The following is a 26,553-nucleotide window of genomic DNA, read 5'->3' on the forward strand; positions in this document are numbered from 1 at the left end:
GCGACTTGACGAGCGGCTTGACTGGCTCAGCACAGCGTCACCGCCAGCCGCGACAGGGCGCTCGCGCCGACCAGCCGGTGCGCGGTGGCACGCGGCACCGAGACCACCACCAGTGCGCCGCCGGCCGCGGTCCCGTCGATGGGCTCCGGCACCTCCGCCACCAGCGCTCCGCGCGCGATCACGGAGGCGTCGCCCGCGCCGCCGTCCCCGGCCGCGACGACGTCGACCCGGTCGCCCGGCCCGAGCAGCCGCACCGTGGCCGCGTCGGCGATCCGCACCGGCGCCGTCACGAGTCGCGCGCCGTGCCGCCTGCCCGCCGTCTCCGTTGCCGTTTCCGAGTCCGTCGCCGGATGCCCCCGTGCCCGCTGGGTGTCCGGTGCGCCGGCGCCCGGGTGCGGGCCCGCCGCGACCAGCGCCGCGGCGGTGACGGCGAGCCCGGCGGCCACGGCGCGCCGCCGGTGGCGTACGAGCCGGTGCAGCAGACGAAGTCCGCCGCGCACCCGGACCGGGGCGAAGTGCGGCACCTCGCACGTGGGCGGCGCCTCGGTGCCGAGCGGGAGCGGGGGCGGGAGAGGAAGCGGGCTGGGAACGGTGGAACGGGACACGGTGACCACCACCTGTGACGAGGAGACGGCGAGGGATCGGCTTGCGCTCCCACGATGAGGCTTCTCGCCGTGGCCCGCCGGAGCCCGTGGGCCACCCACCGGTTGTGGACAACTCCCTCACCCGAACGGGACGTTCCGCCCCACGACACCAGTCCCGGTCGGCACCGACACCAGCGCGCCGGTCGGCACGGACACCAGCTCCCGGTCGGCACCGGCACCAGCGCCCGAGTCGCCACCGCCACCGATACCGCCACCGCCACCGCCACCGACACCAGCGCCCCAGTCGCCCCGGCACCGCCCCCCCCGATCGGCACCGCCCCGCGACTACGGCAGCGTGATCCCCGGATCCATCCCGCCCAGCGCCGCCCCGCACGGGCAGTCCCGAGCCCCGGTCGCCGGCAGCGCTGCCACCGCGTCGAACAGGACGCCCCGCAGCCGGTCCACGTTCGCCGCGAACACCCGCAGAACCTCCTCGTGCGAAACGCCCTCGCCGCTCTCCGCACCGGCGTCGAGGTCGGTGACGAGGGTCAGCGAGGTGTAGCAGAGCTCCAGTTCACGGGCGAGCGCCGCCTCGGGGTGGCCGGTCATGCCCACCACCGACCAGCCCTGTGCCCGGTGCCACAAGGACTCCGCGCGGGTCCCGAAGCGCGGCCCCTCGACCACGACCAGGGTGCCGCCGTCCACGGGCTCCCAGTCCCGCCCCCGGGCCGCCTTCAGCGCGGCGGCCCGTCCGGTGGGGCAGTAGGGGTCGGCCAGCGAAACGTGCACCACGTTGGGCACCGTGCCGTCGGGCATCGGCAGCCCGTCGAAGTACGTCGACGGCCGGGACTTCGTACGGTCGACGAACTGGTCCGGCACCAGCAGGGTGCCCGGCCCGTACTCGGGGCGCAGGCCGCCGACCGCGCACGGGCCGAGGACCTGGCGCGCGCCGACCGACCGCAGCGCCCACAGGTTGGCCCGGTAGTTGATGCGGTGCGGCGGCAGATGGTGGCCGCGCCCGTGCCGGGGGAGGAAGGCGACCCGCCGGCCGGCGACCTCGCCGAGGAAGAGTGAGTCGCTGGGCGGCCCGTACGGGGTCTCCACCTCGACCTCGGTCACGTCGTCGAGGAACGAGTAGAAACCGGAGCCGCCGATCACGCCGATCTCGGCATCCACCTTGTTCGCCATGTTCGCCATGCCCGCACCCTAGCCGCCCCGGAAAACGCCGAGGACCCCGTCGTCGGACGACGACAGGGTCCCGTAAGAAGTCCTGATGGGCCTTACGCGGCGGTGGTGCTGGAGGAGGAGCTGCCGGAACTCGACGATCCCGAGCTCGACGACGAACCGGAGCCCGACGACGAACCGGAGTCCGAGGACTTCGACGAAGAAGAGGACGTCGAGGACTTCGACGCGGTCGAGCTGCTGGACGAGCTGCCGCGGCTGTCGTTGCGGTAGAAGCCGGAGCCCTTGAAGACGATGCCGACCGCCGAGAACACCTTCTTCAGGCGGCCCTGGCAGTTCGGGCACTCGGTGAGGGCGTCGTCGGTGAACTTCTGCACCGCCTCGAGGCCCTCGCCGCACTCGGTGCACTGGTACTGGTACGTCGGCACTTGTCTTCCTCCTGGCACTCTCACTCGATGAGTGCTAACGACGGTCCATAGTGACGTATTCCGCGGGATCAGTCCACTGTGGCGTGCTCGCGGTGACCGACGCCACGTGCGACCGTACGCCCCCGGGCCCGGGTCTCCAGCCGCGATCGCAGCGCCACCAGCGTCGCCAGCGCGAGCACGGTGCCGCCCATCGGCACCAGGAACCCGGCGCCGTCCCAGAACCGGTCCTCCAGTTGCCCGGAGACGGTCACGGCCGCCGCCTGGCCGAGTGCCACGGCGCCGGTCAGCCAGGTGAAGGCCTCCGTGCGGGCGCCGGCCGGGACCAGCCCCTCGACCAGCGTGTAGCCGGTGATGAGGGCGGGCGCGATGCACATGCCGACGAGCAGGCCGAGGCCGGCCAGGACGAGCACCGAGTGCGCGGCCCACAGCCCGGACGCGGTCAGCGCGAGGGCGGTGTAGCCGACCAGGAGGCGCCGCTGCGGGGCGATCTTCCAGGCGATGGCGCCGCAGGCCAGGCCGGAGAGCATGTTGCCCGCGGCGAAGATCCCGTACAGGACGCCGTTCAGCCCGGGCTCGCCGATCGACTCGGTGAACGCGGCCAGCGAGACCTGCATGCCGCCGAAGACGGAACCGATGCCCAGGAAGACCACGATCAGGACGCGCACCCCGGGGATGCGCAGCGCCGGAACGTGCTCCACGCGCGCGTGGTCGCCGTCGGCTCGGCCGACCGTCGGCTGGGTGCTCTTCTGCGCGGCGAACAGCAGACCGCCCACCAGGGTGAGTGCCGCCTCCGTGACCAGGCCCGCGGCCGGGTCGACGGTCGTGCACAGAGCGGTCGCGATCAGCGGGCCGAGGACGAAGGTCAGCTCGTCCGTGACGGACTCGAAGGCGGCCGCCGTGCCCATCAGGGGGGAGCCCTTGAGCTTCACGCCCCAGCGGGCGCGCACCATGGGCCCGACCTGCGGCACCGAGGCACCGGTGGGCACGGCCGCCACGAACAGCGCCCACAGGGGTGCGTCCGCGAGCGCGAGGGCGGTCAGGATCAGACCGGACGCGGCGTGCACGAGCACGCCGGGGAGCAGGACGGCGCGCTGTCCGTAGCGGTCGGCGAGCCGGCCGGTGTAGGGGGCGAACACGGCCATGGCGACGCCGGTGACGGCCGCGACGGCGCCCGCGACGCCGTAGGAACCGGTGGTGTGCTGCACGAGCAGCACGATGGAGAGCGTCAGCATGGCGAAGGGCTGGCGTGCCGCGAAGCCGGGGAGCAGGAACGTCCAGGCGCCGCGGGTGCGCAGCAGCTGTCCGTATCCGGGGCGGGCGGAGCCGGGCGCGGTGTGCCGCTCCCCCTCCGGCGACTTCTTCGACGGGGTGACCGTGGATGCCACGGCCCGTGCCTTTCTGCCGCCTGGTAGCGCGGTCCGCCTCGCGGCTGTCGCCGTGCGGGAGCGCCGAGAGCTGTCCTCTTGCGCGGACTGCGGTAGATGCCGGAGCCCGGTTGGGGAGGGGGCGTGCCGGCCGCCATACGGTCGCGCCAGCTCTGCTTCAGGCAGAGTTGGTTCGATCAGGTGCCGCCTTCATCGTACAGGGATCAAGAGGGGCGCAACCTGTGAAAGCGCGCACTCCTCTCTTTCACGCCTGCGATTGCCGCACACCTGCGCTTGCCGCCCGCCCGCGCTCGCCGCACACCTGGCCCCTGCCCCATACCTACCCCTGCCCCACACCCGCGCTCGCCTCTCACGCGCGCCTGTGATTGCCGCTGGTGTCTCCGGTGCCCAGCCAGCCGGCCAGCTTGCCGCCGTGGCCGACCGCGCGCAGCCGCGCCTCGGCGGCGTCCCGGACGGGGTCGGTGGCGACCACGAGGAGTTCGTCCCCGCGCCGCAGCCCCGTCGTGGGCAGTGGCACGAACGACTTCCCGTCGCGGACGACCAGCGTGACGGCGGCCCCGGTCGGCAGCCGCAGTTCGCTGACCTCGACGCCGTGCATCCTCGAACCCTCGGGGATCGTGACGGACAGCAGATGCCCGCGCAGCCGTTCCAGGGGCGCCGACTCGATGCCGAGGTCGGCGGCCTCGTCCCCCTTGCCCAGGCGCAGCTTGCGGGCCAGCCACGGCAGGGTCGGCCCCTGGACCAGGGTGTAGACGACGACCAGGACGAAGACGATGTTGAAGATCCGGCGGCTGCCGTCGACGCCCTCCACCATGGGGATCGTCGCCAGGACGATGGGCACCGCGCCGCGCAGTCCGGCCCAGGACATCAGGGCCTGCTCCTGCCACGGCACCCGGAACGGCACCAGGCACAGCACGACGCTCAGCGGGCGCGCCACCATGGTGAGCACCAGCCCGATGACCAGGGCGGGCAGGATGTCGTCGCCCAGCTCGTGCGGGGTGACCAGCAGACCGAGCAGTACGAACATGCCGATCTGGGCGAGCCAGCCGAGCCCGTCGGCGAACCCTCGGGTGGCGGGCCAGTGCGGCAGCCGGGCGTTGCCCATGACCATCGAGGCGAGGTAGACGGCGAGGAAGCCACTGCCGTGGGCCATGGCGCCGGCCGCGTAGGCCGCGACGGCGATCGACATGACGGCGATGGGGTAGAGGCCGGAGGCGGGCAGCGCCACGTGCTTCAGTCCCAGCGACCCCAGCCAGCCGACCGCGAGTCCGATGGCCGCGCCGATGACCAGCTCCAGGGCGATCTCGCCCAGCAGCGCGTACCAGTGCTCGATCGGTCCGGCCGTGGAGAAGGCGACCACCAGGATGACCACCGGGGCGTCGTTGAAGCCCGACTCGGCCTCCAGGGTGCCCACTATCCGCGAGGGCAGCGGGATCCGGCGCAGCACCGAGAAGACGGCCGCCGCGTCCGTGGAGGACACCACCGCACCGACGATCAGCGCCTGCCGCCACTCCAGCCCGGTCAGGTAGTGCGCGCCCGCGGCCGTCACGCCGACACTGACCGCGACCCCGGCCAGCGCCAGTGCGGAGGCGGCCGGCAGGGCCGGTTTCGCCTCCTTCCACTTCGTGCCGAGACCGCCCTCGGCCAGGATCACGACCAGGGCGGCGTACCCGATGACCTGGACCAGTTCGGCGTCGTCGAACCGGATGTCGCCGATGCCGTCCTGGCCCATGGCGACGCCGATCGCCAGATAGGCGAGCAGGCTGGGGAGCCCGCTGCGCGAGGAGATCCGGACCGCCGCCACGGCGATGAGCAGGACGAGCGAGCAGACGAGCAGGAGCTGGTTGAGGTGGTGGACAGTCAGCGGCCGTTCCCTTCCCTGGCGCACAGCACGGATCGCGGCACGGACCACGGTGCGGATCGCGGCACGGACGAGTGCCTCCCGCGCGGTGCGCGAAAGCACACCCCCATGGCACACGAGACCCAGTGCTCTGCGGACAACTACTTCGTTACCTTACCTAACTCTTGACGATTTCTTGACGCTCGGCTTGGCAAGATCGAACGCCCGTGCCCGCCGGTACCCGACTCCGCGTCAAGGGGGCGTGGGCCCTGCGCCTACAGTTGCTCCAGCGTTCAGTACAAAGCACAGCCCGCCCCTGCCGCTCGTGTTAGGACAGCAAGGACAGCGATGCCCCCCACCAACACCGCCTCTACGGGTCAGCAGCCCGGCAAGTCCGGCAGGAAGAAGGGGCGCAAGGCGCGCCTGTTCGTCCTCGTGCTGGTTCTGGCCATCATCGGCGGCCTCGTCTACGGGGCGTACTGGTCCATCAGCACCGTCCGCGCGTCCTTTCCGCAGACCAAGGGCTCGATCACGCTGGAGGGCCTGTCGGGGCCGGTCGACGTCAAGCGCGACGACTACGGCATCCCGCAGATCTACGCCTCCTCCGACGAGGACCTGTTCATGGCGCAGGGCTACGTCCAGGCGCAGGACCGGTTCTACGAGATGGACGTGCGCCGCCACATGACCTCCGGGCGCCTGTCGGAGATGTTCGGCAAGGGCCAGGTCGACAACGACGAGTTCCTGCGCACACTGGGCTGGCACCGGGTGGCGAAGAAGGAGTACGACGAGAAGCTGTCGGACTCCACCAAGAAGTACCTCCAGGCGTACGCCAAGGGCGTCAACTCCTACCTGGAGGGCAAGGACGGCGAGGACATCTCCCTGGAGTACGCCGCCCTCGGCTTCACCAACGACTACAAGCCGCAGGAGTGGACGCCGGTCGACTCGGTGGCCTGGCTGAAGGCGATGGCCTGGGACCTGCGCGGCAACATGCAGGACGAGGTCGACCGGGCCCTGATGACCAGCCGCCTCGGTCCCAAGCAGATCGCCGACCTGTATCCGGCGTACCCGTACGACCGGAACAAGGCGATCGTCCAGGAGGGCCAGTACGACGAGCTGACCGAGACGTTCGACGGCGGCGGCACGTCCGGCGGCGGCGACGACTCCTCGTCCGGCACGGACACGGGCACCGGGACGGGCACGGGCACCGGCAATGGCATCGGGGCCGGTACCGGCACGGGCGCGGGTACGGGCAACGCCCTGCAAGGCCAACTGGCCGGTCTCCAGGACGTCCTGGACGACCTGCCCACCGCCGTCGGCGTGAACGGCAACGGCATCGGCTCCAACTCCTGGGTCGTCTCCGGCGAGCACACCATCACCGGCAAGCCGCTGCTGGCCAACGACCCGCACCTGTCGCCGTCGCTGCCGTCCGTCTGGTACCAGATGGGCCTGCACTGCCGCAGCGTCTCCGCGAAGTGCCAGTACGACGTCGCCGGCTACACCTTCGCGGGCATGCCCGGCGTGGTCGTCGGCCACAACCAGGACATCGCCTGGGGCCTGACCAACTCCGGCGTCGACGTCACCGACCTCTACCTCGAGAAGATCACCGGCAACGGCTACCAGTACGACGGCAAGGTGGTCCCCTTCGAGACGCGCGAGGAGACCATCAAGGTCGCCGGCGGCGAGTCCAAGAAGATCGTCGTCCGCGAGACCAACAACGGCCCCCTGCTCTCCGACCGCGACGACGAACTCGTGAAGGTCGGCAAGAAGGCCACCGTCGACACCGCCGCCCCCGACCGTGGCGACGGCTACGGCGTCGCGCTGCGCTGGACCGCGCTGGACGCCGGCACCACCATGGACGCCGTCTTCGCGATGGACCGGGCTAAGGACTGGGACGCCTTCCGCGAGGCCGCCGCCCTGTTCGACGTGCCCTCGCAGAACCTCGTCTACGCCGACGCGGAGCACATCGGCTACACGCTGCCCGGCAAGATCCCGGTGCGCGCCGAGGACCACGACGGTTCGGTCCCGGCACCGGGCTGGACCTCCAAGTACCGCTGGACCGGCGAGTACATCGACCCGGACGAGCTGCCGTACGAGTACGACCCGGAACGCGGCTACATCGTGACCGCCAACCAGGCCGTCGTCGACGCGGACGAGTACCCGTACACGCTGACCACGGACTGGGGCTACGGCACCCGCAGCCAGCGGATCACCTCCCTGATCGAGCAGAAGATCAAGGACGGCGGCAAGATCTCCACCGACGACATGCGCCAGATGCAGTTGGACAACAGCAGCGAGATGGCCAAGCTGCTCGTCCCCCAGCTGCTGAAGATCGACGTCGGGGACAAGGACGTCCGCGAGGCGCAGAAGCTGCTGGAGGGCTGGGACTACACCCAGGACGCCGACTCGGCGGCCGCCGCCTACTTCAACGCCGTGTGGCGCAACGTCCTCAAGCTCGCCTTCGGCAACAAGCTGCCCAAGGAACTGCGGGTCGAGGGCCAGTGCCTGTGGGTCGACCCGGTCAACACCACCGGACCCGCGGACGAGACGAACAAGGTCCGCGAGTGCGGCCAGCGGGATGCCGACCAGGCGCAGCCGGACGGCGGCGACCGCTGGTTCGAGGTCGTCCGCACCCTGATGGACAAGCCCAAGAGCGACTGGTGGACGACGCCCGCCTCCGGCACCCGCAAGGGCGCCGACCACAACCGCGACGACCTCTTCAAGCGGGCCATGATCGACGCCCGCTGGGAGCTGACCGCCAAGCTCGGCAAGGACATCGACACCTGGAACTGGGGCCGGCTGCACCGCCTGTTCCTGAAGAACCAGACCCTGGGCACCGAGGGCCCCGGCTTCCTGAAGTACGCCCTCAACCGCGGCCCGTGGAAGCTCAGCGGCGGCGAGGCGGCGGTCAACGCCTCCGGCTGGAACGCGGCCGGCGGCTACGGGGTGGTGTGGGTGCCGTCCATGCGGATGGTGGTCAACCTCGGCGACCTCGACAAGTCGCGGTGGATCAACCTCACCGGCGCCTCCGGACACGCCTACAGCGCCCACTACACGGATCAGACGGACAAGTGGGCCAAGGGAGAGCTGCTGCCGTGGGCCTTCTCCAAGAAGGCGGTCGACGACAGCACGAGCGACACGCTGGTGCTGAAGCCGTAGCCGACGACTGACCCGAAGCGGCCCTCCACGCGCGCGTGGAGGGCCGCTTCAGTTCACGCGCGCGTGCACCCGCGCACCCCGGACTCACGCGCGCGTGAACCTGCGCACCCCCGACGGCGTCACCACCGCGTCCACCGGCCGGTCGTGGGGCTCGGCGGGGACGTGCGCGACGACCTCCGAGTCGTACAGCAGGACCAGCAGCGCGGGACGCGCGCCCGCCCGGTCCAGCCGCGCGAGGACCCGGTCGTACGACCCGCCGCCGCGCCCCAGCCGCAGGCCGCGCCCGTCGACCGCCAGGCCCGGCAGCAGCACGACGTCGGCCTCCGTCACCGCCTCCGGCCCCAGGCGCCGGCCGGCGGGCTCGGACAGGGCCATCCGCCCGCCGTGCCGCACGACCGCGAGGGAGTCCTCCCCCGTGTACTCGCCCCAGTCCAGGTCGTTGTCCGGCAGCAGCGCCGGCAGCAGGACGCGCACCCCCCGCGCGCGCAGCGCGTCCAGGAGCGTGAGGGTGCCCGGTTCGGCGCCCACGGAGACGTATGCCGCCACGGCGCGCGCCTGCGCCACCTCCGGCATCGCGAGCGCCCGCGCGGCCAGCGAGTCCGCAGCTTCTCGCACGTCATCGGCCGTCAACCTGTTCCTCACCGCGAGGAACTCCCGCCGCAACGTCCGCTTGTCAGGCTGGCCAATAGGTCCGATGTGACTCAAAGGTCGCTCCCGTACCTCGCTAATGCGCTCATATGAGCGCCAATGATCCGGAGTCACAGATTCTCCCTATTGGCACCGGATATGGTGGCGCGCATGACTCAGTCCCACCCCAGGATCAGCAAGGCTGTCATCCCCGCAGCCGGGCTCGGTACCCGGTTCCTGCCGGCCACCAAAGCCACTCCCAAGGAGATGCTGCCGGTCGTCGACAAGCCGGCGATCCAGTACGTGGTCGAAGAGGCCGTGACCGCGGGCCTCGGCGACGTCCTCATGGTCACGGGCCGCAACAAGCGCCCCCTGGAGGACCACTTCGACCGCAACTACGAACTGGAGTCCGCCCTCCAGAAGAAGGGCGACGCGAACCGGCTGGCCAAGGTCCAGGAGTCCAGCGACCTCGCCATGATCCACTACGTCCGCCAGGGCGACCCCAAGGGACTCGGCCACGCCGTGCTGTGCGCCGCCCCGCACGTCGGCAACGAGCCCTTCGCGGTCCTGCTCGGCGACGACCTGATCGACCCGCGCGACCCGCTGCTGCAGCGCATGATCGAGGTCCAGGAGCAGTACGGCGGCAGCGTCATCGCCCTCATGGAGGTCGCGCCCGAGCAGATCCACCTCTACGGCTGCGCGGCCGTGGAGAGCACCGAGGACGGCGACGTCGTCAAGGTCGGCGGACTGGTCGAGAAGCCCGACGCGGCCGACGCGCCCTCCAACTACGCCATCATCGGCCGCTATGTGCTCGACCCCCACATCTTCGACATACTCCGCAAGACCGAGCCCGGCCGCGGCGGCGAGATCCAGCTGACCGACGCCCTCCAGCAGCTCGCCGAGGACGAAAGGGTCGGTGGCCCGGTGCACGGCGTCGTCTTCAAGGGCCGCCGCTATGACACCGGCGACCGCGGCGACTATCTGCGTGCCATTGTCAGACTCGCGTGCGAACGTGAAGACCTGGGCCCGGACTTCCGGACCTGGCTTCGCAGTTACGTAGCCGAGGAGATGTAGGGACGTTGAGCAGCACAGCGCACCGTGACACCGGCCACGACCACGCCCCCGCGGACTTCGGTCCGGACCGGCTGTGGTCGGTGCAGGACCACCTGGACGACATCCTCACCACCGTCCGCCCCCTGGAACCCATCGAGCTGAACCTGCTCGACGCCCAGGGCTGCGTCCTGGTCGACGACATCACGGTGCCGCTCTCCCTGCCGCCGTTCGACAACAGCTCCATGGACGGGTACGCGGTGCGGGTCGCCGATGTCGCGGGCGCGAGCGAGGAGTTCCCCGCCGCCCTGGTCGTCGTCGGGGACGTCGCCGCCGGCCAGGCCGACCCGCCGTCCGTGGGCCCCGGCCAGGCCGCCCGCATCATGACGGGCGCCCCGCTGCCGCCCGGCGCCGAGACCGTCGTCCCCGTCGAGTGGACCGACGGCGGGCTCGGCGAGGGCCCGGTGGCCGGCATGCGCGCCCGCAGCCTGGCCCCCGAGGGCGCCGAGGGCCAGGTCCACGTGTACCGCCCGGCCGAGGCCCGCGCGCACGTCCGCGCGAAGGGCAGCGACGTCAAGTCGGGCGACCGCGCCCTGGAGGCCGGCACGGTCCTCGGACCGCCGCAGATCGCGCTGCTCGCCGCGATCGGCCGGGGCAGGGTCCGCGTCCGCCCGCGCCCCCGCGTGGTGGTGCTCTCCACCGGCAGCGAACTCGTCCAGCCCGACGAGGAACTGGCCCACGGCCAGATCTACGACTCCAACAGCTTCGCCCTCACCGCGGCCGCCCGCGACGCCGGCGCCATCGCCTACCGCGTGGGCGCCGTCGCCGACGACGCCGAGACCCTGCGGTCCACCATCGAGGACCAGCTGGTCCGCGCCGACCTGATGGTCACCACCGGCGGCGTGAGCGTCGGGGCGTACGACGTGGTCAAGGAGGCGCTGGCGCACGTCGCCGACGAGGACGAGCCCGGCAGCGGCGTGGACTTCCGCAAGCTCGCCATGCAGCCCGGCAAGCCCCAGGGCTTCGGCTCCATCGGCCCCGACCACACCCCGCTGCTCGCCCTGCCCGGCAACCCGGTGTCGTCGTACGTCTCCTTCGAGTTGTTCGTCCGCCCCGCGATCCGCACCCTCATGGGCCTCACCGACGTCCACCGCCCGACGACCACCGCGTCCCTGGCCGCGGAGAAGGCGCTGACCTCGCCGAAGGGACGCCGGCAGTTCCTGCGCGGCAGCTACGCCGACGGCTCGGTCACCCCGGTCGGCGGCTCGGGCTCCCACCTCGTGGCCGCCCTCGCGCACGCCGACGCGCTGATCGTCGTCCCCGAGGACACCGAGTCCGTCGAGCCCGGCGCCGACGTCGAGGTGGTCCTGCTCGGCTGACCCGGCCCGCTTGGCGGTACCGTGTCGCGCACAGCAGGCCCACGCGCCGCACCGCGCCGGGCCCGGACCGGGAGCGCCACACAAGCATGAGTACGCAGGACCGACCCCCGCACCACGGCCAGGACGCGCACGACCCGCAGGACCGGCTGACGCACATCGACGAGGCGGGCGCGGCCCGGATGGTCGACGTGTCCGCCAAGGAAGTGACCGCACGCACCGCGCGCGCGAGCGGACGCGTCCTGGTCGCGCCCCGTGTGGTCGAGCTGCTGCGCGGCGAGGGGGTCCCCAAGGGCGACGCCCTCGCCACCGCGCGCATCGCGGGCATCATGGGTGCCAAACGCACCCCGGACCTGATCCCCTTGTGCCACCCGTTGTCGGTCTCCGGTGTGAAACTGGACCTGTCGGTCGCGGACGACGCCGTGGAGATCACCGCCACGGTGCGCACGACGGACCGCACGGGTGTCGAGATGGAGGCGCTCACCGCGGTCTCCGTCGCCGCGCTCACCGTGATCGACATGGTCAAGGCGGTCGACAAGGGAGCGGTCATCACGGACGTGCGCGTGGAGGAGAAGACGGGCGGAAAGTCGGGCGACTGGAGCCGGTCATGAAGCTGGACGGGTCGGCCGGAGGCGCCCCCCTCGCGCCGTACAGCGCCCTCGTGGTCACCGCCTCCAACCGGGCCGCCGCCGGGGTCTACGAGGACAAGGGCGGGCCGCTGATCGCCGAGGGCCTGCGCCGCTTCGGCTTCGCCGTCGACGGCCCGCAGGTCGTCCCCGACGGCGACCCCGTCGAGGCCGCCCTGCGAGCGGGCGCCGAGGCGGGCTACGACGTGATCGTCACCACCGGCGGCACCGGCATCTCGCCCACCGACCGCACCCCCGAGGCGACCCGGGCGGTGATCGACTACGAGGTCCCCGGCATCGCGGAGGCCGTCCGGGCGTACGGCCGGGACAAGGTGCCGACCGCGGTGCTCTCCCGGGGCCTGGCCGGAGTGGCGGGCGGCACGCTGATCGTCAACCTGCCGGGTTCCTCCGGCGGGGTGAAGGACGGCCTCGCCGTGCTGGAGCCGCTGCTCACGCACGCCGTGGACCAGCTCCGCGGCGGCGACCACGCCAGACCCGCCAGTGGTGGGGGTGCGAGCTGAACAGCCCATCCTGGCCCGCGGAGCTGGTGGACGGCGACATCGTCATCAGGCCGATAAGGCTGCGCGACCAGCGGGCCTGGCGGGAGGTCAACCGGCGCAACCGCGACTGGCTGCGACCGTGGGAGGCGACGATTCCGCCGCCGACGCCCGGCGGTCCGCTCACGCACCGGCCCACCTACCGCCAGATGGTGCGGCACCTGCGGTCCGAGGCCCACGCGGGCCGGATGCTGCCGTTCGTGATCGAGTACCAGGGGCGACTGGTCGGGCAGTTGACGGTGGCCGGCATCACCTGGGGCTCGATGTGCTCCGGGCACGTCGGCTACTGGGTGGACGAGGCGGTGGCCGGCCGCGGGGTGATGCCGACCGCCGTGGCGATGGTGGTGGACCACTGTTTCCGCACCGTCGGACTGCATCGTGTCGAGATCTGTATTCGCCCCGAGAACGCGCCCAGTCGCCGGGTGGTGGAGAAACTCGGATTCCGCGAGGAGGGTCTCAGGCCGCGTTATCTCCACATCGACGGAGCCTGGCGCGACCATCTCGTCTTCGCGCTCACCGCGGAAGAGGTCCCGGAAGGGCTGCTGCGGCGCTGGCACCGGTCACGGGACCGGAGTACGCGGAAGACCGGTAATTGAATAAACGTTCGAAATTGACGCGTGCGGCACCTGGGTGCGACCGTCCGGAACGGATAATTTCGCGACTCTGGTAGTCGGCTGATCGCATCGATCACAAAAAAAGTTCGAAATATCAGCCAGATCGTGCGACACACCGGCTCAATTGGCGGATGGCCTCAAGCAAACCCCTCTACCGTGTGAGGCGTGAGCAGCAGCGGCCTCATCTACGCAGTCATCGTCGGGGCCTGGGCCGCCTACTTGGTGCCGATGTGGCTCCGTAGGCAGGACGAGCTGAACGAGGCCCGTCCGACGGAACGCTTCAGCACCGCCATCCGGCTGCTGTCCGGACGGGCGGGCATGGAGCGCCGGTACGCCAAGGACCTGCGGTCGCGCTCCGCCGACGAGGCGGAGCCCGACTCCGACGCCCCGGACGCCGCCACCGACTCGGTGGACGTCCGGGCCTTCGCCGTGTCCAGAACGCGCCGGCACCCCCGCCCCGACGCACGGCAGCAGCCCGCGGCCCAGCCCGCGGAGCAGCCCGGGACGGCGCGCCGGCCCGAACCGGCGCGCCAGGAGACCGGTGGACGTCCGCACGGCCCCAGACCCGAACAGCCCTCCGGACCCGGTGCGGCGGCGGCGCGCAAGCGCGTGCCGCAGGCCCGGCGCGCACCCGTCTCACCGGCGGCCGCGGCCCGCGCCCGGCGCACCAAGGCCCTCGCGCGCCGTCGGCGCACGACGGTGATGCTGTTCCTGGCCTTCACCCTCGGCTCGGTCGTCGCGGCGGTCGGCGGACTCGCCTTCCTGTGGGCACCCGGAGTGCCCGCCGTGCTGCTCAGCGCCTACATCGCCTATCTGCGCTCGCAGGAACGCCACCGGTTCGCCTTCCACATGGACCGCCGCCAGGCAGAGGTCGCCGCGCAGCGGCTGCGCGACGGCGACCGCCGCCCGCGCCGGCGCATGCCCGCCGACCCCGCCGGCCCCGTCGGCGACCCCGACGCCGAGGAGCCGGACGACGGACCCGAGGAGGAGCCCGACTCCGGCCTGTCGGCGCTCGCCGCCGACCGGCGCGCGCTGGTGGAGCAGACCGACCACGCCGAGTGGGTCGACCAGCAGCGCGAACGGCAGCGGCGTCCGCAGGGCGACAGCTGGGACCCGGTGCCCGTCCCCCTGCCCACCTACGTCACCGCGCCGGTCGCCCCCCGCGCCACGCCCGACGTGGACCTCGCGGCGCCGGACGCCTGGAGCTCGGCACGCTCCAGCGCCGTCGCCGACCAGGAGGACGCGGCGGCCGCCCCCCAGCCGGACCACCCGGCGACCCACACCGAGGACCGGGCGGAGACCCCGGGCCGCAGCGACGCCCGCCGCGCCGCCTCCGCCCGCCGGTCCCGGGAACGGGGCCGGACCCCGCTCTTCGACCAGTACGAGGACGGAGACCGCCCCCGCGCGGCCAACGAGTAGCTTCCCGCCGGGCCGCCTGCTCGCCGGTCGTAAGCGATTTTTGAGCAGGCCGGTCGGGGTGCTAAAGTTTCACACGTCGCAAGGGCCTGTGGCGCAGTCTGGTAGCGCACCTCGTTCGCATCGAGGGGGTCTGGGGTTCAAATCCCCACAGGTCCACGCACATTGACGAAGGTCCCGTCCGATCATCACGATCGGACGGGACCTTCGTCGTTTCCGGGGCGCACCTGCAGGCGGCGCACCGGTAGGCGGCGCACCGGTAGGCATGTAGGGCCGAGATAAATCCGTGACCGGGCATGGTGCAACCTTCACCGTTACCGGCGGGTCACCTGTGCGCGGCGTCACCGCAGTGGCGCCGTCCTGTCGTCTGGGGAACGGAAGAGAAGCATGAGACGTAGCTCCCTGCGCGCGCCGTGGACTCGCGCGGCAGTGGCCCAAGTGGCCGTCGCGGGACTCGCCACGCTGGGGCTGGCCGGAGTCGCACAGGCGGACGGCGGCCAGGCGCCGCTTCCCGTCACCATCACCGGTCCGGACAAGGTGGACCTGGCGCTGGACGGGGCCGAGGGCGAGCCGGGGGAGCCGCAGATCCGGCTGGGCATCACCGGGCCGGGGGAGTACGACCCGGACAGCGGCACGGACCCGGAGCCGGTCCCGAACAACGGCTACAGCGTCACCATCGACGCCACCGCGCTCAAGGGCTTCGCCGAGGTCGACCTGCCGCAGTCGTGTGACGTGGACGGACTGACCGCCGTCTGCGACACGAGCAGCCTGTACCCCGGCGACTCCTACAACCCGAGCTGGAACATCCGCCTCGGCCTCAAGGACACCGCCGAGGCCGGAGACTTCGGCAAGATACGGGTGACGGGCGCCGGCGAGGGCCTGGAGTTCAACGAGCACGCCGTCGACGTGCTGGTCGGCGGGCCCGAGCTGCTGAAGAAGAAGCTCCCGGCCGAACCCGAGGACTTCGAGGCCGGCGACACCTACAGCGCCCCGCTCGGCTTCCGCAACGTCGGCAGCACGGCGGCCGACGGCGTGGTCCTGCGCTTCGGCGGCACGCGCGGCCTGTCCTTCCCCGACTCGTACGACAACTGCTCGTACGCGGAGGAGAACAAGGACGACCTGATCCGCTATCAGAAGGTCGCCCTGTGCACCTTCGAGGGCGAGTTCCTGCCCGGCACGGCCTACGAACTGAGCGAGCCGGTCCGGGTGAAGACCGCGGACTTCGCGCTCGGCGACATCTTCCACTACGGCTTCGACGCGGTCGGCGCCGAGGAGGCCGACGCGCTGCGGTCGGGCGCCGACTACCGGCAGGGGTCCGGCGGGACGCTCACCCTGAAGCCGGTCAAGGGCGGCCAGAACGGCGACTACACGAAGTACGCCGAGATCGACCTGCCCACGCAGAACAGCTACGACCTCGACCTCACCGGTGCGCGCGTCGACGGCGAGCAGGGCGAGACCGTCACGGTCGACATCGGCCTGAGCAACCACGGACCCGCCTGGATCGGGGCACTGCGCTCGGGCGGTGAGCCGTTGGGCTTCAGCGTGCGGATCCCCGAGGGCGCCAGCGTCGTGGACAGCCCCTGCCGTCCCATGAACGACGAGGCCACGTCCGAGTACCTCTGCTTCGCCGACACCCCGTTCCTCGAGGACGACCGGCGCACCTTCCCCTTCCAGCTCCGCATCGACAAGGTCGTCGAGGGCGCCAAGGGCAAGATCGCCCTTCCCGAGTGGGACAACCCGTGGGAGGGCGACCCGTCCAACGACACCGGCTGGATCGTGCTCAACGGCACCGGCGACGAGGAGACGCCGGGCGACACCGGCGGCACCACGGGCGGCACCGACGGCGGCTCCACGGGCGGTTCCGGCACCACCGGCGGCTCGGAGACCACGGGCGGCACCGGCACGACCGGCGGCTCCGCCTCCACCGGGGGCGCCACCGGCGGCACCGGCACGGGCGGCACCGGCTCCACCGGAGGCACGACCGGCGGCCAGTCGCCGCAGGGCGGCCAGGACGGCCTGCTGGCCTCCACCGGCTCCACGGCACTGCTCGCCTCGGCCGGCGCGGTGCTGGCCCTCGCCGCGGGCGGCGTACTCTTCGCCGTCTCACGCCGCCGCAAGGCAGCCGACACGGCCTGACGAGGGCCTGATGGTCCAGCGCTATGGGACCCGCAGAGCCTTCGCGTAGCAGAGGCTCTCCTCGTGGAAGCGGTAGAAGCCGAACTTCCCGCAGGGCTCGTAGCCGCTGGACGTGTACAGGGCCACCGCCTCCGGCTGCTTGGTGCCGGTCTCCAGCACCATGCGGGTCCGGCCCGCCGCACGGGCGTCCTCCTCCAGGGCGGCCAGGATGCGGCGGGCCAGCCCGCGCCCGCGCACTTGCTCGATCACGAACATCCGCTTCAGCTCGGCGTCCCCGTCGCGGTAACCCTCGTCGTTGGTCTCCTGGCTGCGCCAGCCACCGGAGGCGACCGGGACGTCGTTCTCGTCGTACGCGACCAGGTACAGGCCGTTCGGCGGCGCGAAGTCCGACGGGTCCAGGTGCGTGGCGTCGCCGCCGTCGCCGTAGCGGACGTCGTACTCGGCCTGTACCTCGTCGTTGAGCTTCACGGCGTCGGGGTGGTCGAAGGGAACCCGGCGTATGTTCATGCTACCTACCGTATATGGATGCGCTATCCGGAGCGGGACATCGTCCAGTGTGCCGGTATCGTGCCCTGGTGCTCACCGTGACCTCCGTAAACGTGAATGGTCTGCGCGCCGCCGCGAAGAAGGGCTTCGTGGAGTGGCTCGCCGACACCTCCGCCGACGTGCTGTGCCTCCAGGAGGTGCGGGCCGAGCCCCAGCAGCTGCCCGAACACGTCCGCACCCCCGACGGCTGGCACGTCACGCACGCCCCCGCCGCCGCCAAGGGTCGCGCCGGCGTCTCCCTCTACACCCGCCGCGAGCCCGACCGCGTCCAGGTCGGTTTCGGCTCGACGGAGTTCGACGCCGGCGGCCGCTACGTCGAGGCCGACCTGCCCGGTGTGACGGTCGCCTCCCTCTACCTCCCCTCCGGCGAGGTCGGCACCGAGCGCCAGGACGAGAAGGTCCGCTTCATGGGCGAGTTCCTCGCCTACCTCAAGGAACTGCGCGAACGCGCCGCCGCCGACGGCCGCGAGGTCGTCGTCTGCGGCGACTGGAACATCGCCCACCGCGAGGCCGACCTCAAGAACTGGCGCGCCAACAAGAAGAACTCCGGCTTCCTGCCGGAGGAGCGCGAGTGGCTGGGACGCGTCCTGGATCCGGCGGAGGGCGGCTACGTCGACGTCGTACGCGCCCTGCACCCGGATGTCGAGGGGCCGTACTCGTGGTGGTCCTACCGGGGGCGGGCCTTCGACAATGATTCCGGATGGCGCATCGACTACCACGTCGCCACCCCGGGGCTGGCCGCGAAGGCGGTCAAGGGCCACGTCGAGCGGGCCGCCACGCACGCCGAGCGCTGGTCCGACCACGCGCCGGTGACGGTCGTCTACGACCGCTAGACCCCCGTCAGTCCTCTCCGCCTTCTCTGTCCTGCTTCCGTATCCGCCGGTCCAGCGCCAGGGAGAGTTCCGCCTCGATGACGCTGCGGGCGAGGGGGCGCAGGCGGTGGAGTTCCTCCTCGGGGGCGTGGCGCAGTATCAGGTTGGCGAAGAGGTCGGCCAGGGCGTCGGCGTGTTCGCGGACTCGGGCGCCTGCCTGGAGGACTTCGCCCAGGGGGATGCCCTCGCGGACCAGGGCGGAGGAGACCTCCAGCAGGCGGTGGCTGATGTGGACGAGTTCGTCGCCGTCGGTGCCGAGGTAGCCGAGGTCCATCGCGGCGGCGAGGTTCTCGGGAGTGACCTCGCCCTCGAAGCGGGCGGCGAGTTCCTCGGGGGTGAGGCGGACCGGGGTCTCCTCGGTGGGTTCGCCGAGGCCGAGGAGGTCGCCGACGTCGCGGCCGTGGTCGAAGGCGTCGGCGAGTTCCGCGATGCCGTTCAGGGTGTGGCCGCGCTCCAGGAGGGCCGCGATGGTGCGCAGGCGGGCCAGGTGGTGGTCGTCGTACCAGGCGATGCGGCCCTCGCGGCGGGGCGGGGGGATCAGTTTGCGTTCGCGGTAGAAGCGCAGGGTGCGCACCGTGATGCCGGCCAGCCGGGCCAGTTCCTCCATGCGGTATTCGCGCTTCTCGGTCACGCCCCCGACCTTAAGTCGTACCGGCGGTAACTTTCCTCCGCCCAACCCCTACCCATCAGTACGGTGCTGCTCTACTCTCCCCATTGCGCCAGTGTTCACTGGCAGAGTTCTAGGCGACGCGTGGAGGCTTCGGGATGGCCGAGCACGAGCAGGTTCAAGAACACGTGCGGGTGGCGGTGATCGGGTCCGGCTTCGGCGGGCTGGGGGCCGCCGTGCGGCTGCGGCGCGAGGGGATCACGGACTTCGTGGTGCTGGAGCGGGCTTCGAGCGTCGGCGGCACGTGGCGGGACAACAGCTACCCCGGGTGCGCCTGTGACGTGCCGTCCCACCTGTACTCCTTCTCCTTCGCGCCCAACCCCGAGTGGCCGCGCACCTTCTCCGGGCAGGAGCACATCCGCGCCTACCTGGAGCACGTGACGGACACCTTCGGGCTGCGCCCCCACCTCCGCTTCGACTCGGAGGTGAAGCGGATGGCGTGGAACGGCGAACAACTGCGGTGGGAGATCGAGACCGCGAGCGGGAGTCTCACCGCCGATGTCGTCGTGTCCGCGACCGGGCCGCTGTCCGACCCCAAGGTGCCGGACATCCCGGGTCTCGACTCCTTCCCCGGCAAGGTCTTCCACTCGGCCCGCTGGGACCACGACTACGACCTCACCGGCAAGCGGGTCGCCATGATCGGCACCGGTGCGTCCGCCATCCAGATCGTGCCGTCCATCCAGCCGAAGGCCGGCCGCCTCACCCTCTTCCAGCGCACCCCGGCCTGGGTGATGCCCCGCATGGACCGGCCGATCAGCGGCGCCGAGCGCGCCCTGCACCGGGCGCTGCCCGCCACCACCAAGCTGCGCCGCGGGCTGCTGTGGGGCATCCGGGAACTCCAGGTGCAGGCCTTCACCAAGCACCCGAACGAGCTGGGCTTCGTCGAGCAGATCGCCAAGCGCAACATGGGCGCCGCCATCAAGGACCCGGCCCTGCGTGCCAAACTCACCCCCGACTACCGCATCGGCTGCAAGCGGATCCTGCTGTCGAGTACGTACTATCCGGCGCTCGCCAAGCCGAACGTCGACGTCGTCGCGAGCGGGCTCAGCGAGGTGCGCGGCTCGATCCTCGTCGGCGCCGACGGCACCGAGGCCGAGGTGGACGCGATCATCTTCGGCACCGGTTTCCACGTCACCGACATGCCCATCGCCGAGCGGGTCGTGGGCGCGGACGGGCGGACCCTCGCCGAGACCTGGAAGGGCGGCATGGAGGCGCTGCGCGGCGCCTCGGCGGCCGGCTTCCCCAACTTCATGACGGTCATCGGGCCCAACACCGGCCTCGGGAACTCGTCCATGATCCTGATGATCGAGTCGCAGTTGAACTACATGGCCGACTACCTGCGGCAGATCAACGTGCTCGGCGGCCGGGCCGCCCTCGACGCCCGGCCCGCCGCCGTGCGGAACTGGAACCACCGGGTGCAGGAGCGCATGAAGCGCACGGTGTGGAACACCGGCGGCTGCACCAGCTGGTACCTGGACGCGAGCGGCCGCAACACCACCGTCTGGCCCGGCACGACCGCCGAGTTCCGGCGCGCGACGCGGCGCGTGGACCTCGCGGAGTACGAGGTGCTGCGCCCGGCCGTCGCCGAGGCGGCACCGAGCGCGGCCGCGGACGCCGAGGCGGCCCCCGGCGCGGACGCGACCGCGGAGGTGGGCGCGTGAGCCGCCTGCTGCACGTCGCCGCCGGGCCGTACACGCCGCCCGCCCCCGCCCGCGAGCTGACCGTCACCGCCGCCGACGGCGCCCGGATACACGTCGAGGTGCACGGCCCCGAGGACGCCCCCGCGGTCGTCCTCGCGCACGGGTGGGCCTGCTCGACCGCCTTCTGGGCGGAGCAGGTCCGTGCGCTGGCCGCCGACCACCGGGTCGTCGTGTACGACCAGCGCGGCCACGGCCGCAGTCCGGCGAACCCGGCGTGCGGCACCGAGGCCCTCGCCGACGACCTCGAAGCCGTCCTCACGGCCACGCTCGCGCCGGACGAACAGGCCGTGATCGCCGGGCACTCCATGGGCGGGATGACGGTGATGGCGGCCGCGACCCGGCCGGCGGTGCGCGCGCACGCGGCGGCCGTCCTGCTGTGCAGCACGGGCAGTTCGCGGCTGGTGGCCGCCTCGACCGTGGTGCCGCTCGGGGAGGGCCGGGTGCGCACCTGGCTGACCCGGCGCATCCTCGGCTCCCGGGCGCCGCTGGGGCCGGTCACGCCCCTCGCGCGCAGGATCCTCAAGTACGGGACGATGGGCCCCGGTTCGGCCCCGCACATGGTCGACGCCTGTGCCCGCATCGTGCACGCCTGTCCGCGCAAGGTCCGGCACGCCTGGTCGCAGGTGCTGGACCTGCTCGACCTCGACCACGGGGTGCGGGAGTTGACGATGCCGGTGGAGGTGGTCGTCGGCACGGCCGACCGGCTGACCCCGCCCGTGCACGCCCGCTCGCTGGCCGCCGCGCTGCCCCGTTGCGTGGGCCTGACGGAGCTTCCGGGGCTCGGCCACATGACGCCGGTGGAGGCGCCGGAGCTGGTCACCGGGAAGATACGCGCCCTCGCCGCCAACCACATACCCACCGCACGCGGTGAGCGTGCCGTACACGCCGAGGAGAGCGCATGAGCAGGGTGAGCCTGGAAGGGCGGGTCGCCGTCGTCACCGGAGCCGCGCGGGGCGTCGGGGAGTTGCTGGCCCGCAAGCTGTCCGCGCGCGGGGTGAAGGTGGCCCTGGTCGGCCTGGAGCCGGACGAGCTCAAGCAGGTCTCGGCCCGGCTGCACAGCGAGAGCGAGCACTGGCACGCCGACGTCACCGACCACGAGGCGATGGCCCGGGTCGCGGGCGAGGTCAAGGAACGGTTCGGCAGGATCGACATCGTCGTCGCCAACGCGGGCGTCGCCACCGGCGGGCCCTTCGTCGACTCCGACCCGGAGTCCTGGCGGCGGGTCGTCGAGGTCAACCTGATCGGCTCGGCGGTCACGGCCCGCGCCTTCCTGCCGGCGCTGCTGGAGAGCCGCGGCTACCTGCTCCAGATCGCGTCCCTCGCCGCCATCACCCCCGCGCCGATGATGAGCGCCTACTGCGCCTCCAAGTCCGGTGTCGAGGCGTACGCGCACTGTCTGCGCGGCGAGGTCGGGCACCGGGGCGTCAAGGTCGGCGTCGGCTATCTGTCCTGGACCGACACCGACATGGTGCGCGGCGCGGACCAGGACGACGTCATGCGCGAACTGCGCCAGCGGCTGCCCTGGCCGTCGAACAAGACCTATCCGCTGGGCCCGGCGGTCGACCGGCTCGTGGAGGGCATCGAGCGCCGCTCGGCGCACGTCTACGGACAGTGGTGGCTGCGCGGTATGCAGGGGATGCGCGGCTACCTGCCGGCCGTCATCGGCACCGTCGGTCAGCGCGAGATGCGGCGCTTCGGGGACCGGCTCGACGGTGTGCGCACGGGCCTGGTCGGTGCGGGCGGAGCGGCCGACGAACAGCGTCCGACCAGCAGGACTACGGTCCGTAAGTGATCGACATGCGCACGGTCACGGCCCATGTGAATCTGATCGAGCCAGGCCGATCCGGCCGGGCCCGAACATCACAGGAGTGAACCCACATGGGTATGAAGGACCAGTTCCAGGACAAGGCCGAGCGCATGCAGCAGCAGGGCAAGCAGCGGGCCGACCAGGCCAGGGAGCAGTTCCAGAACCGCGACCGCCGTCGTGACGAGGACGAGATGGACCCGTCGCGCCGCCGGGACGCGGAGGAGCGCGAGCCCGCCACGCGCCGCCGTGACGCGGACGAGCGGTTCGAGGAGAGCTACGACGCCTGACGCGCCGCCGCTGAGTTGAAGGGGCGCCCACCGCACACGCGGAGGGCGCCCTTTCGCCTGCCCCGGGTCACGCCCGGGGCGGCAGCGGCGGCCGCGACCGGTCGGGTACGTCGTCGTAACCGGGCGGCGTGGCGGGCGGGTTGGTCTCCAGCAGCTCCAGTGCCAGCCGGACCGCCTCATCCAGGACCCGGTAGCGGCCCTCGGCCCAGTCCAGTGGTGTGCGCAGCGCCTCGACGTCGGGGGCGACGCCGTAGTTCTCCACGGACCAGCCGTACGCGTCGAACCAGGCCGCGTTCATCGGCACCGTGATCACCGTGCCGTCGCCGAGGCGGTGCCGGCCGGTCATGCCGACCACGCCTCCCCAGGTGCGTTGCCCCACCACCGGGCCGAGGCGCAGCAGTTTGAACGCGGCCGTGATCATGTCGCCGTCGGAGGACGTCGCCTCGTCCGCGACCGCCACGACGGGCCCGCGCGGGGCGTTGGAGGTGTACGACACCGGCTGCGCGTCCCGCGTCAGGTCCCAGCCGAGGATGGTGCGGGTCAGCTTCTCGATGACGAGTTCGCTGATGTGCCCGCCCGCGTTGCCGCGCACGTCCACGATCAGCGCGGGCCGGGACACCTCCATGCGCAGGTCGCGGTTGAACTGCGCCCAGCCGGAGCCGCCCATGTCGGGGATGTGCAGGTAGCCGCACCGTCCGCCGCTCAACTCCCGTACCACCTCGCGGCGTTTGGCCACCCAGTCCTGGTAGCGCAGCGGCCGTTCGTCGACGAGCGGTACGACGGCGACCCGGCGGGCCGGTCCCGGGCCGCCCTCGCCCGGCGTGAAGGTCAGCTCCACCGTCGTACCGCCCGCTCCCGCCAGCAGCGGGTACGGGCCCGCCACCGGATCCACCGGGCGGCCGTCCACGTGGGTCAGCGCCGCCCCCTCGCGGATGCCGGTGCCGGCCAGCGGGGAGCGGGCCTTGGAGTCGGAGGAGTCGCCGGGCAGGATGCGCTTGACCACCCAGTGGCCGTCCCGGCACACGAAGTTGGCGCCGAGCAGGCCCTGCCAGCGCTGGTAGTGGGCCGGACCCTCGTTGCGCCGGGCGGCGGCGACGTACGCGTGCGAGGTGCCGAGTTCGCCGAGCACCTCGCGGAGCAGGTCGGCGAACTCGTCGGGGGAGGCGACCCGTTCGAGCAGCGGCCGGTACTGGTCCAGCACCGCGTCCCAGTCGATGCCGCACATGCCGGGGTCCCAGAAGTAGGCGCGGATCAGGCGGCCCGCCTCGTCGTACGCCTGGCGCCACTCGGCGGCCGGGTCGACCTCGTGCAGGATGCGGCGCAGGTCGATCCAGGTGGTCGAGTCGCCGTCGCCCATCTCGGTCGCCGGTACGGCGCGCAGGTCGCCCTCGTCGAGCACGACCAGGCGGGTGCCGTCGCCGCTGACCCGGAACCAGTCGAGGTGGTCGACCAGTTCGGACTTCTTCGCCTTGGCGAGGTTGAAGTGCTCCAGGGTGGGCCGCTCGCTCGGGTCGGCCGGGTTGGCGAAGGTCTCGCCGAGCGCGCCGGAGATGGGCCAGCGCAGCCAGACCAGGCCGCCGCCCGCGACCGGGTGCAGCGCCGAGTACTTGGACGCGGTGACCGGGAACGGGGTGACCCGGCTCTCCAGCCCCTCCACCTCGACGGTCACCGCGCCGCCCTCGCCGGGCTCGTCCTCCAGCGGGTCCAGGCCCCCGGCGGCGGGACGGCCCTCCGGGTTCAGCGCGAAGGGGGAGGGGGTCGCGGAGGACAGCGGTACCAGGTAGGGGCGGCAGCCCAGCGGGAAGGACAGGTCGCCGGTGTGCACGTCGTACACCGGGTCGAAGCCGCGCCAGGACAGGAAGGCGAGGTAGCGGCCGTCCCGGGTGAACACCGGGTTCTCGTCCTCGAAGCGGCCGTCGGTGACGTCGACGACGAGCGGGCCCTCCTGCGCGCTATGGCCGTTCTGCCCGTTGATCCGGGCCATCTTGATCTGGCGCAGCGAGCGTCCGATGCCCGGGTGCGACCAGGTGAGCCAGGTCCCGTCCGGGGAGAAGGCGAGGTCGCTCACGGGGCCGTTGACGGACCGGATCAGCTCGGTGACGCGGCCCACGGCGGCACCGGTGAGGCCGGAGGCGCCGGCGCCGGTATCGGTGTCGGCGGCCACCGTGTCCCCTGCCTCCGCCGGGCTCCCCGAATTCCCTGCCTCCGCCGGGCTCTCCGTGTCCCCTGCCTCCGCCGGGCCCCTCGTATCCACCGCGTCCAGCGCCCGGGCCACCTCCGCGCCCTCCTCCGAGACGTCGAGCAGCAGGAGCCGGCCGTCGTGCGAGGCGATGGCGAGTCGCTCGCCCGCCGGGTCCGAGACCAGCTCCAGGACCCGGCCCAGCTTCCCCGAGGCGAGCCGCCTGGGCGCGCGGCCCCCGGTCGCGCGCGGCAGGTGGGCGATCTCGACGGCGTCCTCGCCCTCCGCGTCCGTCACGTACGCGATCCGCCCGCTCGCCCCGAGCATCTCCGGCAGCCGCACCCGTACCCCCGGGGTGTCGGCGAGGGTGCGGGCCGGGCCGTCGCGGTGGGTGAGCCAGTACAGGCTGCCGCGTACGACGACGGCGCTCGCGCGGCCCGTCTCGTCGACGGAGACGCCGCCCACGTGCTGCGCGGCGGGCACCTGGTACGTACGCCGTCCCGCGCGCGGCCCGCTCAGCCGGACGTCGAGCCGGCGCGGCACCGAGCCGGGCGCCAGGTCGTCGACGATCCACAGGTCGCCCGCGCACTGGTACACCACGCGGTCGCCGTCGCTCGCGGCGTGCCGGGCGTAGCAGGCGTCGTGGTCGGTGTGGCGGCGCAGGTCGGAGCCGTCCTGGGCGCAGGAGTAGAGGTTGCCGACGCCTTCGTGGTCGGAGAGGAAGGCGATCCGGCCGCCGACGAACATGGGGGAGTGCAGGTGCCCCTGGAGGTCGGGCAGCAGCCGTTGCCCGTGCAGCCAGAGCCTGCCCGTGGCGCCGCCCCGGTAGCGCTTCCAGGCGGCGGGTTCGTGCGGCGGGGTGCCGGTCAGGAGCAGGGTCCTGCGCTCCCCGTCGAGGTCGGCGGCCTGGATGTCGGTGACCGGTCCCCAGGGCAGTTTGCGGCCGGGGTCGCCGTCGGGGGTGACCTTGTAGGCCCAGGTCAGATGGGAGAAGGGCTCGCCGTGCGAGGCGACGGCGAGGATGGCGGCGTGGCCGTCGGGCTCGGGCGGGGACCAGCCGCAGACCCGGGTGTCGAGGCCGCCCCAGTGGGTGAGCCGCCGTCCGGGACCGCCGTCCACCGGCACGAGGTGGACCTCCGGCGACAGACTGCGCCAGCTGGTGTAGGCGATGTGGCGGCCGTCGGGCGAGAAGCGCGGGTGGCCGGCCTTGGTGCGGTCGACGGTGAGCCGCCAGGCACGGCCCGGACCGTCGAGGTTCGCGAGCCAGAGGTCGTCCTCGGCCACGAAGCACAGCTGGTCGCCACTGAGGTGCGGAAGGCGCAGATAGCTCACCCACCCCATGCTTTGCCGGGGGCCGGGCCCCGGCAACTCGGCCCGCGCTCCCGCCGGCACTTACAGGTATCCGACAACCGTGACCCAGACCACGAACGAAACCGTTTCGTTTCGCTAGGGGGTGGGGTACCTTGGTCATGTACGAAACGGTGTCGTTCAGACGGAGTGGACGGAGAGGGGTGAGCG

22 protein-coding genes and 1 tRNA gene are annotated in these 26,553 nt (G+C 72.2%); 14 read left to right on the forward strand and 9 right to left on the reverse strand.

What is annotated here, in order from left to right:
* Nucleotides 1-26: 26 nt before the first annotated feature.
* The 5 genes from RI578_RS23455 to RI578_RS23475 all read right to left on the reverse strand — a co-directional run bounded on the left by RI578_RS23455 (nucleotide 27) and on the right by RI578_RS23475 (nucleotide 5,491).
* The gene (locus RI578_RS23455) at nucleotides 27-605 is read right to left on the reverse strand and encodes a hypothetical protein (protein WP_310872912.1); all 579 of its coding nucleotides are present in this window, start codon (nucleotides 603-605) and stop codon (nucleotides 27-29) included.
* A 324-nt stretch (nucleotides 606-929) separates the two neighbouring features.
* A complete protein-coding gene (locus tag RI578_RS23460) occupies nucleotides 930-1,772 on the reverse strand; it encodes an S-methyl-5'-thioadenosine phosphorylase (protein ID WP_310875839.1) in 843 nt (280 codons plus the stop codon).
* A 92-nt stretch (nucleotides 1,773-1,864) separates the two neighbouring features.
* Nucleotides 1,865-2,194, reverse strand: a complete 330-nt coding sequence (locus RI578_RS23465) for an FmdB family zinc ribbon protein (RefSeq protein ID WP_310872913.1) — start codon at nucleotides 2,192-2,194, stop codon at nucleotides 1,865-1,867.
* Nucleotides 2,195-2,262: 68 nt separating this feature from the next.
* Nucleotides 2,263-3,579, reverse strand: coding sequence for an MFS transporter (locus RI578_RS23470; RefSeq protein WP_310872914.1), 1,317 nt, complete (start codon nucleotides 3,577-3,579; stop codon nucleotides 2,263-2,265).
* Nucleotides 3,580-3,928: 349 nt separating this feature from the next.
* Entirely contained in the window at nucleotides 3,929-5,491 is a 1,563-nt protein-coding gene (locus RI578_RS23475) for a potassium/proton antiporter (RefSeq protein ID WP_383559713.1), read from the reverse strand.
* A gap of 276 nt (nucleotides 5,492-5,767) precedes the next feature.
* Here RI578_RS23475 and RI578_RS23480 point away from each other — a divergent pair, with 276 nt between their 5' ends.
* Complete coding sequence (locus tag RI578_RS23480; protein WP_310872915.1) at nucleotides 5,768-8,575, forward strand: penicillin acylase family protein; 2,808 nt, start codon at nucleotides 5,768-5,770, stop codon at nucleotides 8,573-8,575.
* 84 nt (nucleotides 8,576-8,659) lie between these two features.
* On the opposite strand, the gene RI578_RS23485 is transcribed toward RI578_RS23480, so the two are convergent.
* Nucleotides 8,660-9,280 (reverse strand): 5-formyltetrahydrofolate cyclo-ligase, encoded by a 621-nt coding sequence (locus RI578_RS23485; RefSeq protein WP_310872916.1) that lies wholly within the window; start codon nucleotides 9,278-9,280, stop codon nucleotides 8,660-8,662.
* A gap of 93 nt (nucleotides 9,281-9,373) precedes the next feature.
* On the opposite strand from RI578_RS23485, the gene galU reads away from it, so the two are divergent.
* The 8 genes from galU to RI578_RS23525 all read left to right on the forward strand — a co-directional run bounded on the left by galU (nucleotide 9,374) and on the right by RI578_RS23525 (nucleotide 16,977).
* Nucleotides 9,374-10,276 carry a UTP--glucose-1-phosphate uridylyltransferase GalU gene (galU, locus tag RI578_RS23490; protein ID WP_310872917.1) on the forward strand — a complete coding sequence of 301 codons (903 nt, stop codon included), beginning with the start codon at nucleotides 9,374-9,376 and terminating at the stop codon, nucleotides 10,274-10,276.
* A gap of 5 nt (nucleotides 10,277-10,281) precedes the next feature.
* Nucleotides 10,282-11,631 carry a gephyrin-like molybdotransferase Glp gene (glp, locus tag RI578_RS23495; protein ID WP_383559693.1) on the forward strand — a complete coding sequence of 450 codons (1,350 nt, stop codon included), beginning with the start codon at nucleotides 10,282-10,284 and terminating at the stop codon, nucleotides 11,629-11,631.
* An 86-nt stretch (nucleotides 11,632-11,717) separates the two neighbouring features.
* Nucleotides 11,718-12,239, forward strand: a complete 522-nt coding sequence (moaC, locus tag RI578_RS23500; RefSeq protein WP_121747531.1) for a cyclic pyranopterin monophosphate synthase MoaC — start codon at nucleotides 11,718-11,720, stop codon at nucleotides 12,237-12,239.
* Nucleotides 12,236-12,775 (forward strand): MogA/MoaB family molybdenum cofactor biosynthesis protein, encoded by a 540-nt coding sequence (locus RI578_RS23505; RefSeq protein ID WP_310872918.1) that lies wholly within the window; start codon nucleotides 12,236-12,238, stop codon nucleotides 12,773-12,775. The genes moaC and RI578_RS23505 overlap by 4 nt, the downstream gene beginning before the upstream one ends.
* A 23-nt stretch (nucleotides 12,776-12,798) precedes the next feature.
* Nucleotides 12,799-13,407, forward strand: a complete 609-nt coding sequence (locus RI578_RS23510; RefSeq protein WP_310875842.1) for a GNAT family protein — start codon at nucleotides 12,799-12,801, stop codon at nucleotides 13,405-13,407.
* Nucleotides 13,408-13,590: 183 nt separating this feature from the next.
* Entirely contained in the window at nucleotides 13,591-14,844 is a 1,254-nt protein-coding gene (glpR, locus tag RI578_RS23515) for a gephyrin-like molybdotransferase receptor GlpR (protein WP_310872919.1), read from the forward strand.
* An 82-nt stretch (nucleotides 14,845-14,926) separates the two neighbouring features.
* Nucleotides 14,927-15,000: transfer RNA gene (locus tag RI578_RS23520), tRNA-Ala, on the forward strand.
* 228 nt (nucleotides 15,001-15,228) lie between these two features.
* Nucleotides 15,229-16,977 carry a hypothetical protein gene (locus RI578_RS23525; RefSeq protein ID WP_310872920.1) on the forward strand — a complete coding sequence of 583 codons (1,749 nt, stop codon included), beginning with the start codon at nucleotides 15,229-15,231 and terminating at the stop codon, nucleotides 16,975-16,977.
* 21 nt (nucleotides 16,978-16,998) lie between these two features.
* Here RI578_RS23525 and RI578_RS23530 read toward each other — a convergent pair whose 3' ends face one another.
* Nucleotides 16,999-17,484: a GNAT family N-acetyltransferase gene (locus RI578_RS23530; protein ID WP_310872921.1), complete on the reverse strand. Its 486-nt coding sequence runs from the start codon at nucleotides 17,482-17,484 to the stop codon at nucleotides 16,999-17,001.
* A gap of 68 nt (nucleotides 17,485-17,552) precedes the next feature.
* On the opposite strand from RI578_RS23530, the gene RI578_RS23535 reads away from it, so the two are divergent.
* Nucleotides 17,553-18,356: an exodeoxyribonuclease III gene (locus tag RI578_RS23535; protein ID WP_310872922.1), complete on the forward strand. Its 804-nt coding sequence runs from the start codon at nucleotides 17,553-17,555 to the stop codon at nucleotides 18,354-18,356.
* Nucleotides 18,357-18,363: 7 nt separating this feature from the next.
* Here RI578_RS23535 and RI578_RS23540 read toward each other — a convergent pair whose 3' ends face one another.
* Complete coding sequence (locus RI578_RS23540) at nucleotides 18,364-19,026, reverse strand: MerR family transcriptional regulator (protein WP_310872923.1); 663 nt, start codon at nucleotides 19,024-19,026, stop codon at nucleotides 18,364-18,366.
* A gap of 134 nt (nucleotides 19,027-19,160) precedes the next feature.
* Here RI578_RS23540 and RI578_RS23545 point away from each other — a divergent pair, with 134 nt between their 5' ends.
* The 4 genes from RI578_RS23545 to RI578_RS23560 all read left to right on the forward strand — a co-directional run bounded on the left by RI578_RS23545 (nucleotide 19,161) and on the right by RI578_RS23560 (nucleotide 22,856).
* Nucleotides 19,161-20,723 carry an NAD(P)/FAD-dependent oxidoreductase gene (locus tag RI578_RS23545; RefSeq protein WP_310872924.1) on the forward strand — a complete coding sequence of 521 codons (1,563 nt, stop codon included), beginning with the start codon at nucleotides 19,161-19,163 and terminating at the stop codon, nucleotides 20,721-20,723.
* A complete protein-coding gene (locus RI578_RS23550; RefSeq protein ID WP_310872925.1) occupies nucleotides 20,720-21,664 on the forward strand; it encodes an alpha/beta hydrolase in 945 nt (314 codons plus the stop codon). Before RI578_RS23545 ends, RI578_RS23550 begins: the two co-directional genes overlap by 4 nt.
* Complete coding sequence (locus RI578_RS23555) at nucleotides 21,661-22,554, forward strand: SDR family oxidoreductase (RefSeq protein WP_310872926.1); 894 nt, start codon at nucleotides 21,661-21,663, stop codon at nucleotides 22,552-22,554. The genes RI578_RS23550 and RI578_RS23555 overlap by 4 nt, the downstream gene beginning before the upstream one ends.
* 86 nt (nucleotides 22,555-22,640) lie before the next feature.
* Nucleotides 22,641-22,856, forward strand: a complete 216-nt coding sequence (locus tag RI578_RS23560; protein WP_121747520.1) for a hypothetical protein — start codon at nucleotides 22,641-22,643, stop codon at nucleotides 22,854-22,856.
* A gap of 67 nt (nucleotides 22,857-22,923) precedes the next feature.
* Here RI578_RS23560 and RI578_RS23565 read toward each other — a convergent pair whose 3' ends face one another.
* Nucleotides 22,924-26,376: a S41 family peptidase gene (locus RI578_RS23565; RefSeq protein ID WP_310872927.1), complete on the reverse strand. Its 3,453-nt coding sequence runs from the start codon at nucleotides 26,374-26,376 to the stop codon at nucleotides 22,924-22,926.
* Between the last annotated feature and the right edge of the window lie 177 nt (nucleotides 26,377-26,553).

The sequence above is a fragment of the Streptomyces sp. BB1-1-1 genome (assembly GCF_031597775.1).
GTDB classification, from domain to species: Bacteria; Actinomycetota; Actinomycetes; order Streptomycetales; family Streptomycetaceae; genus Streptomyces; species Streptomyces thinghirensis.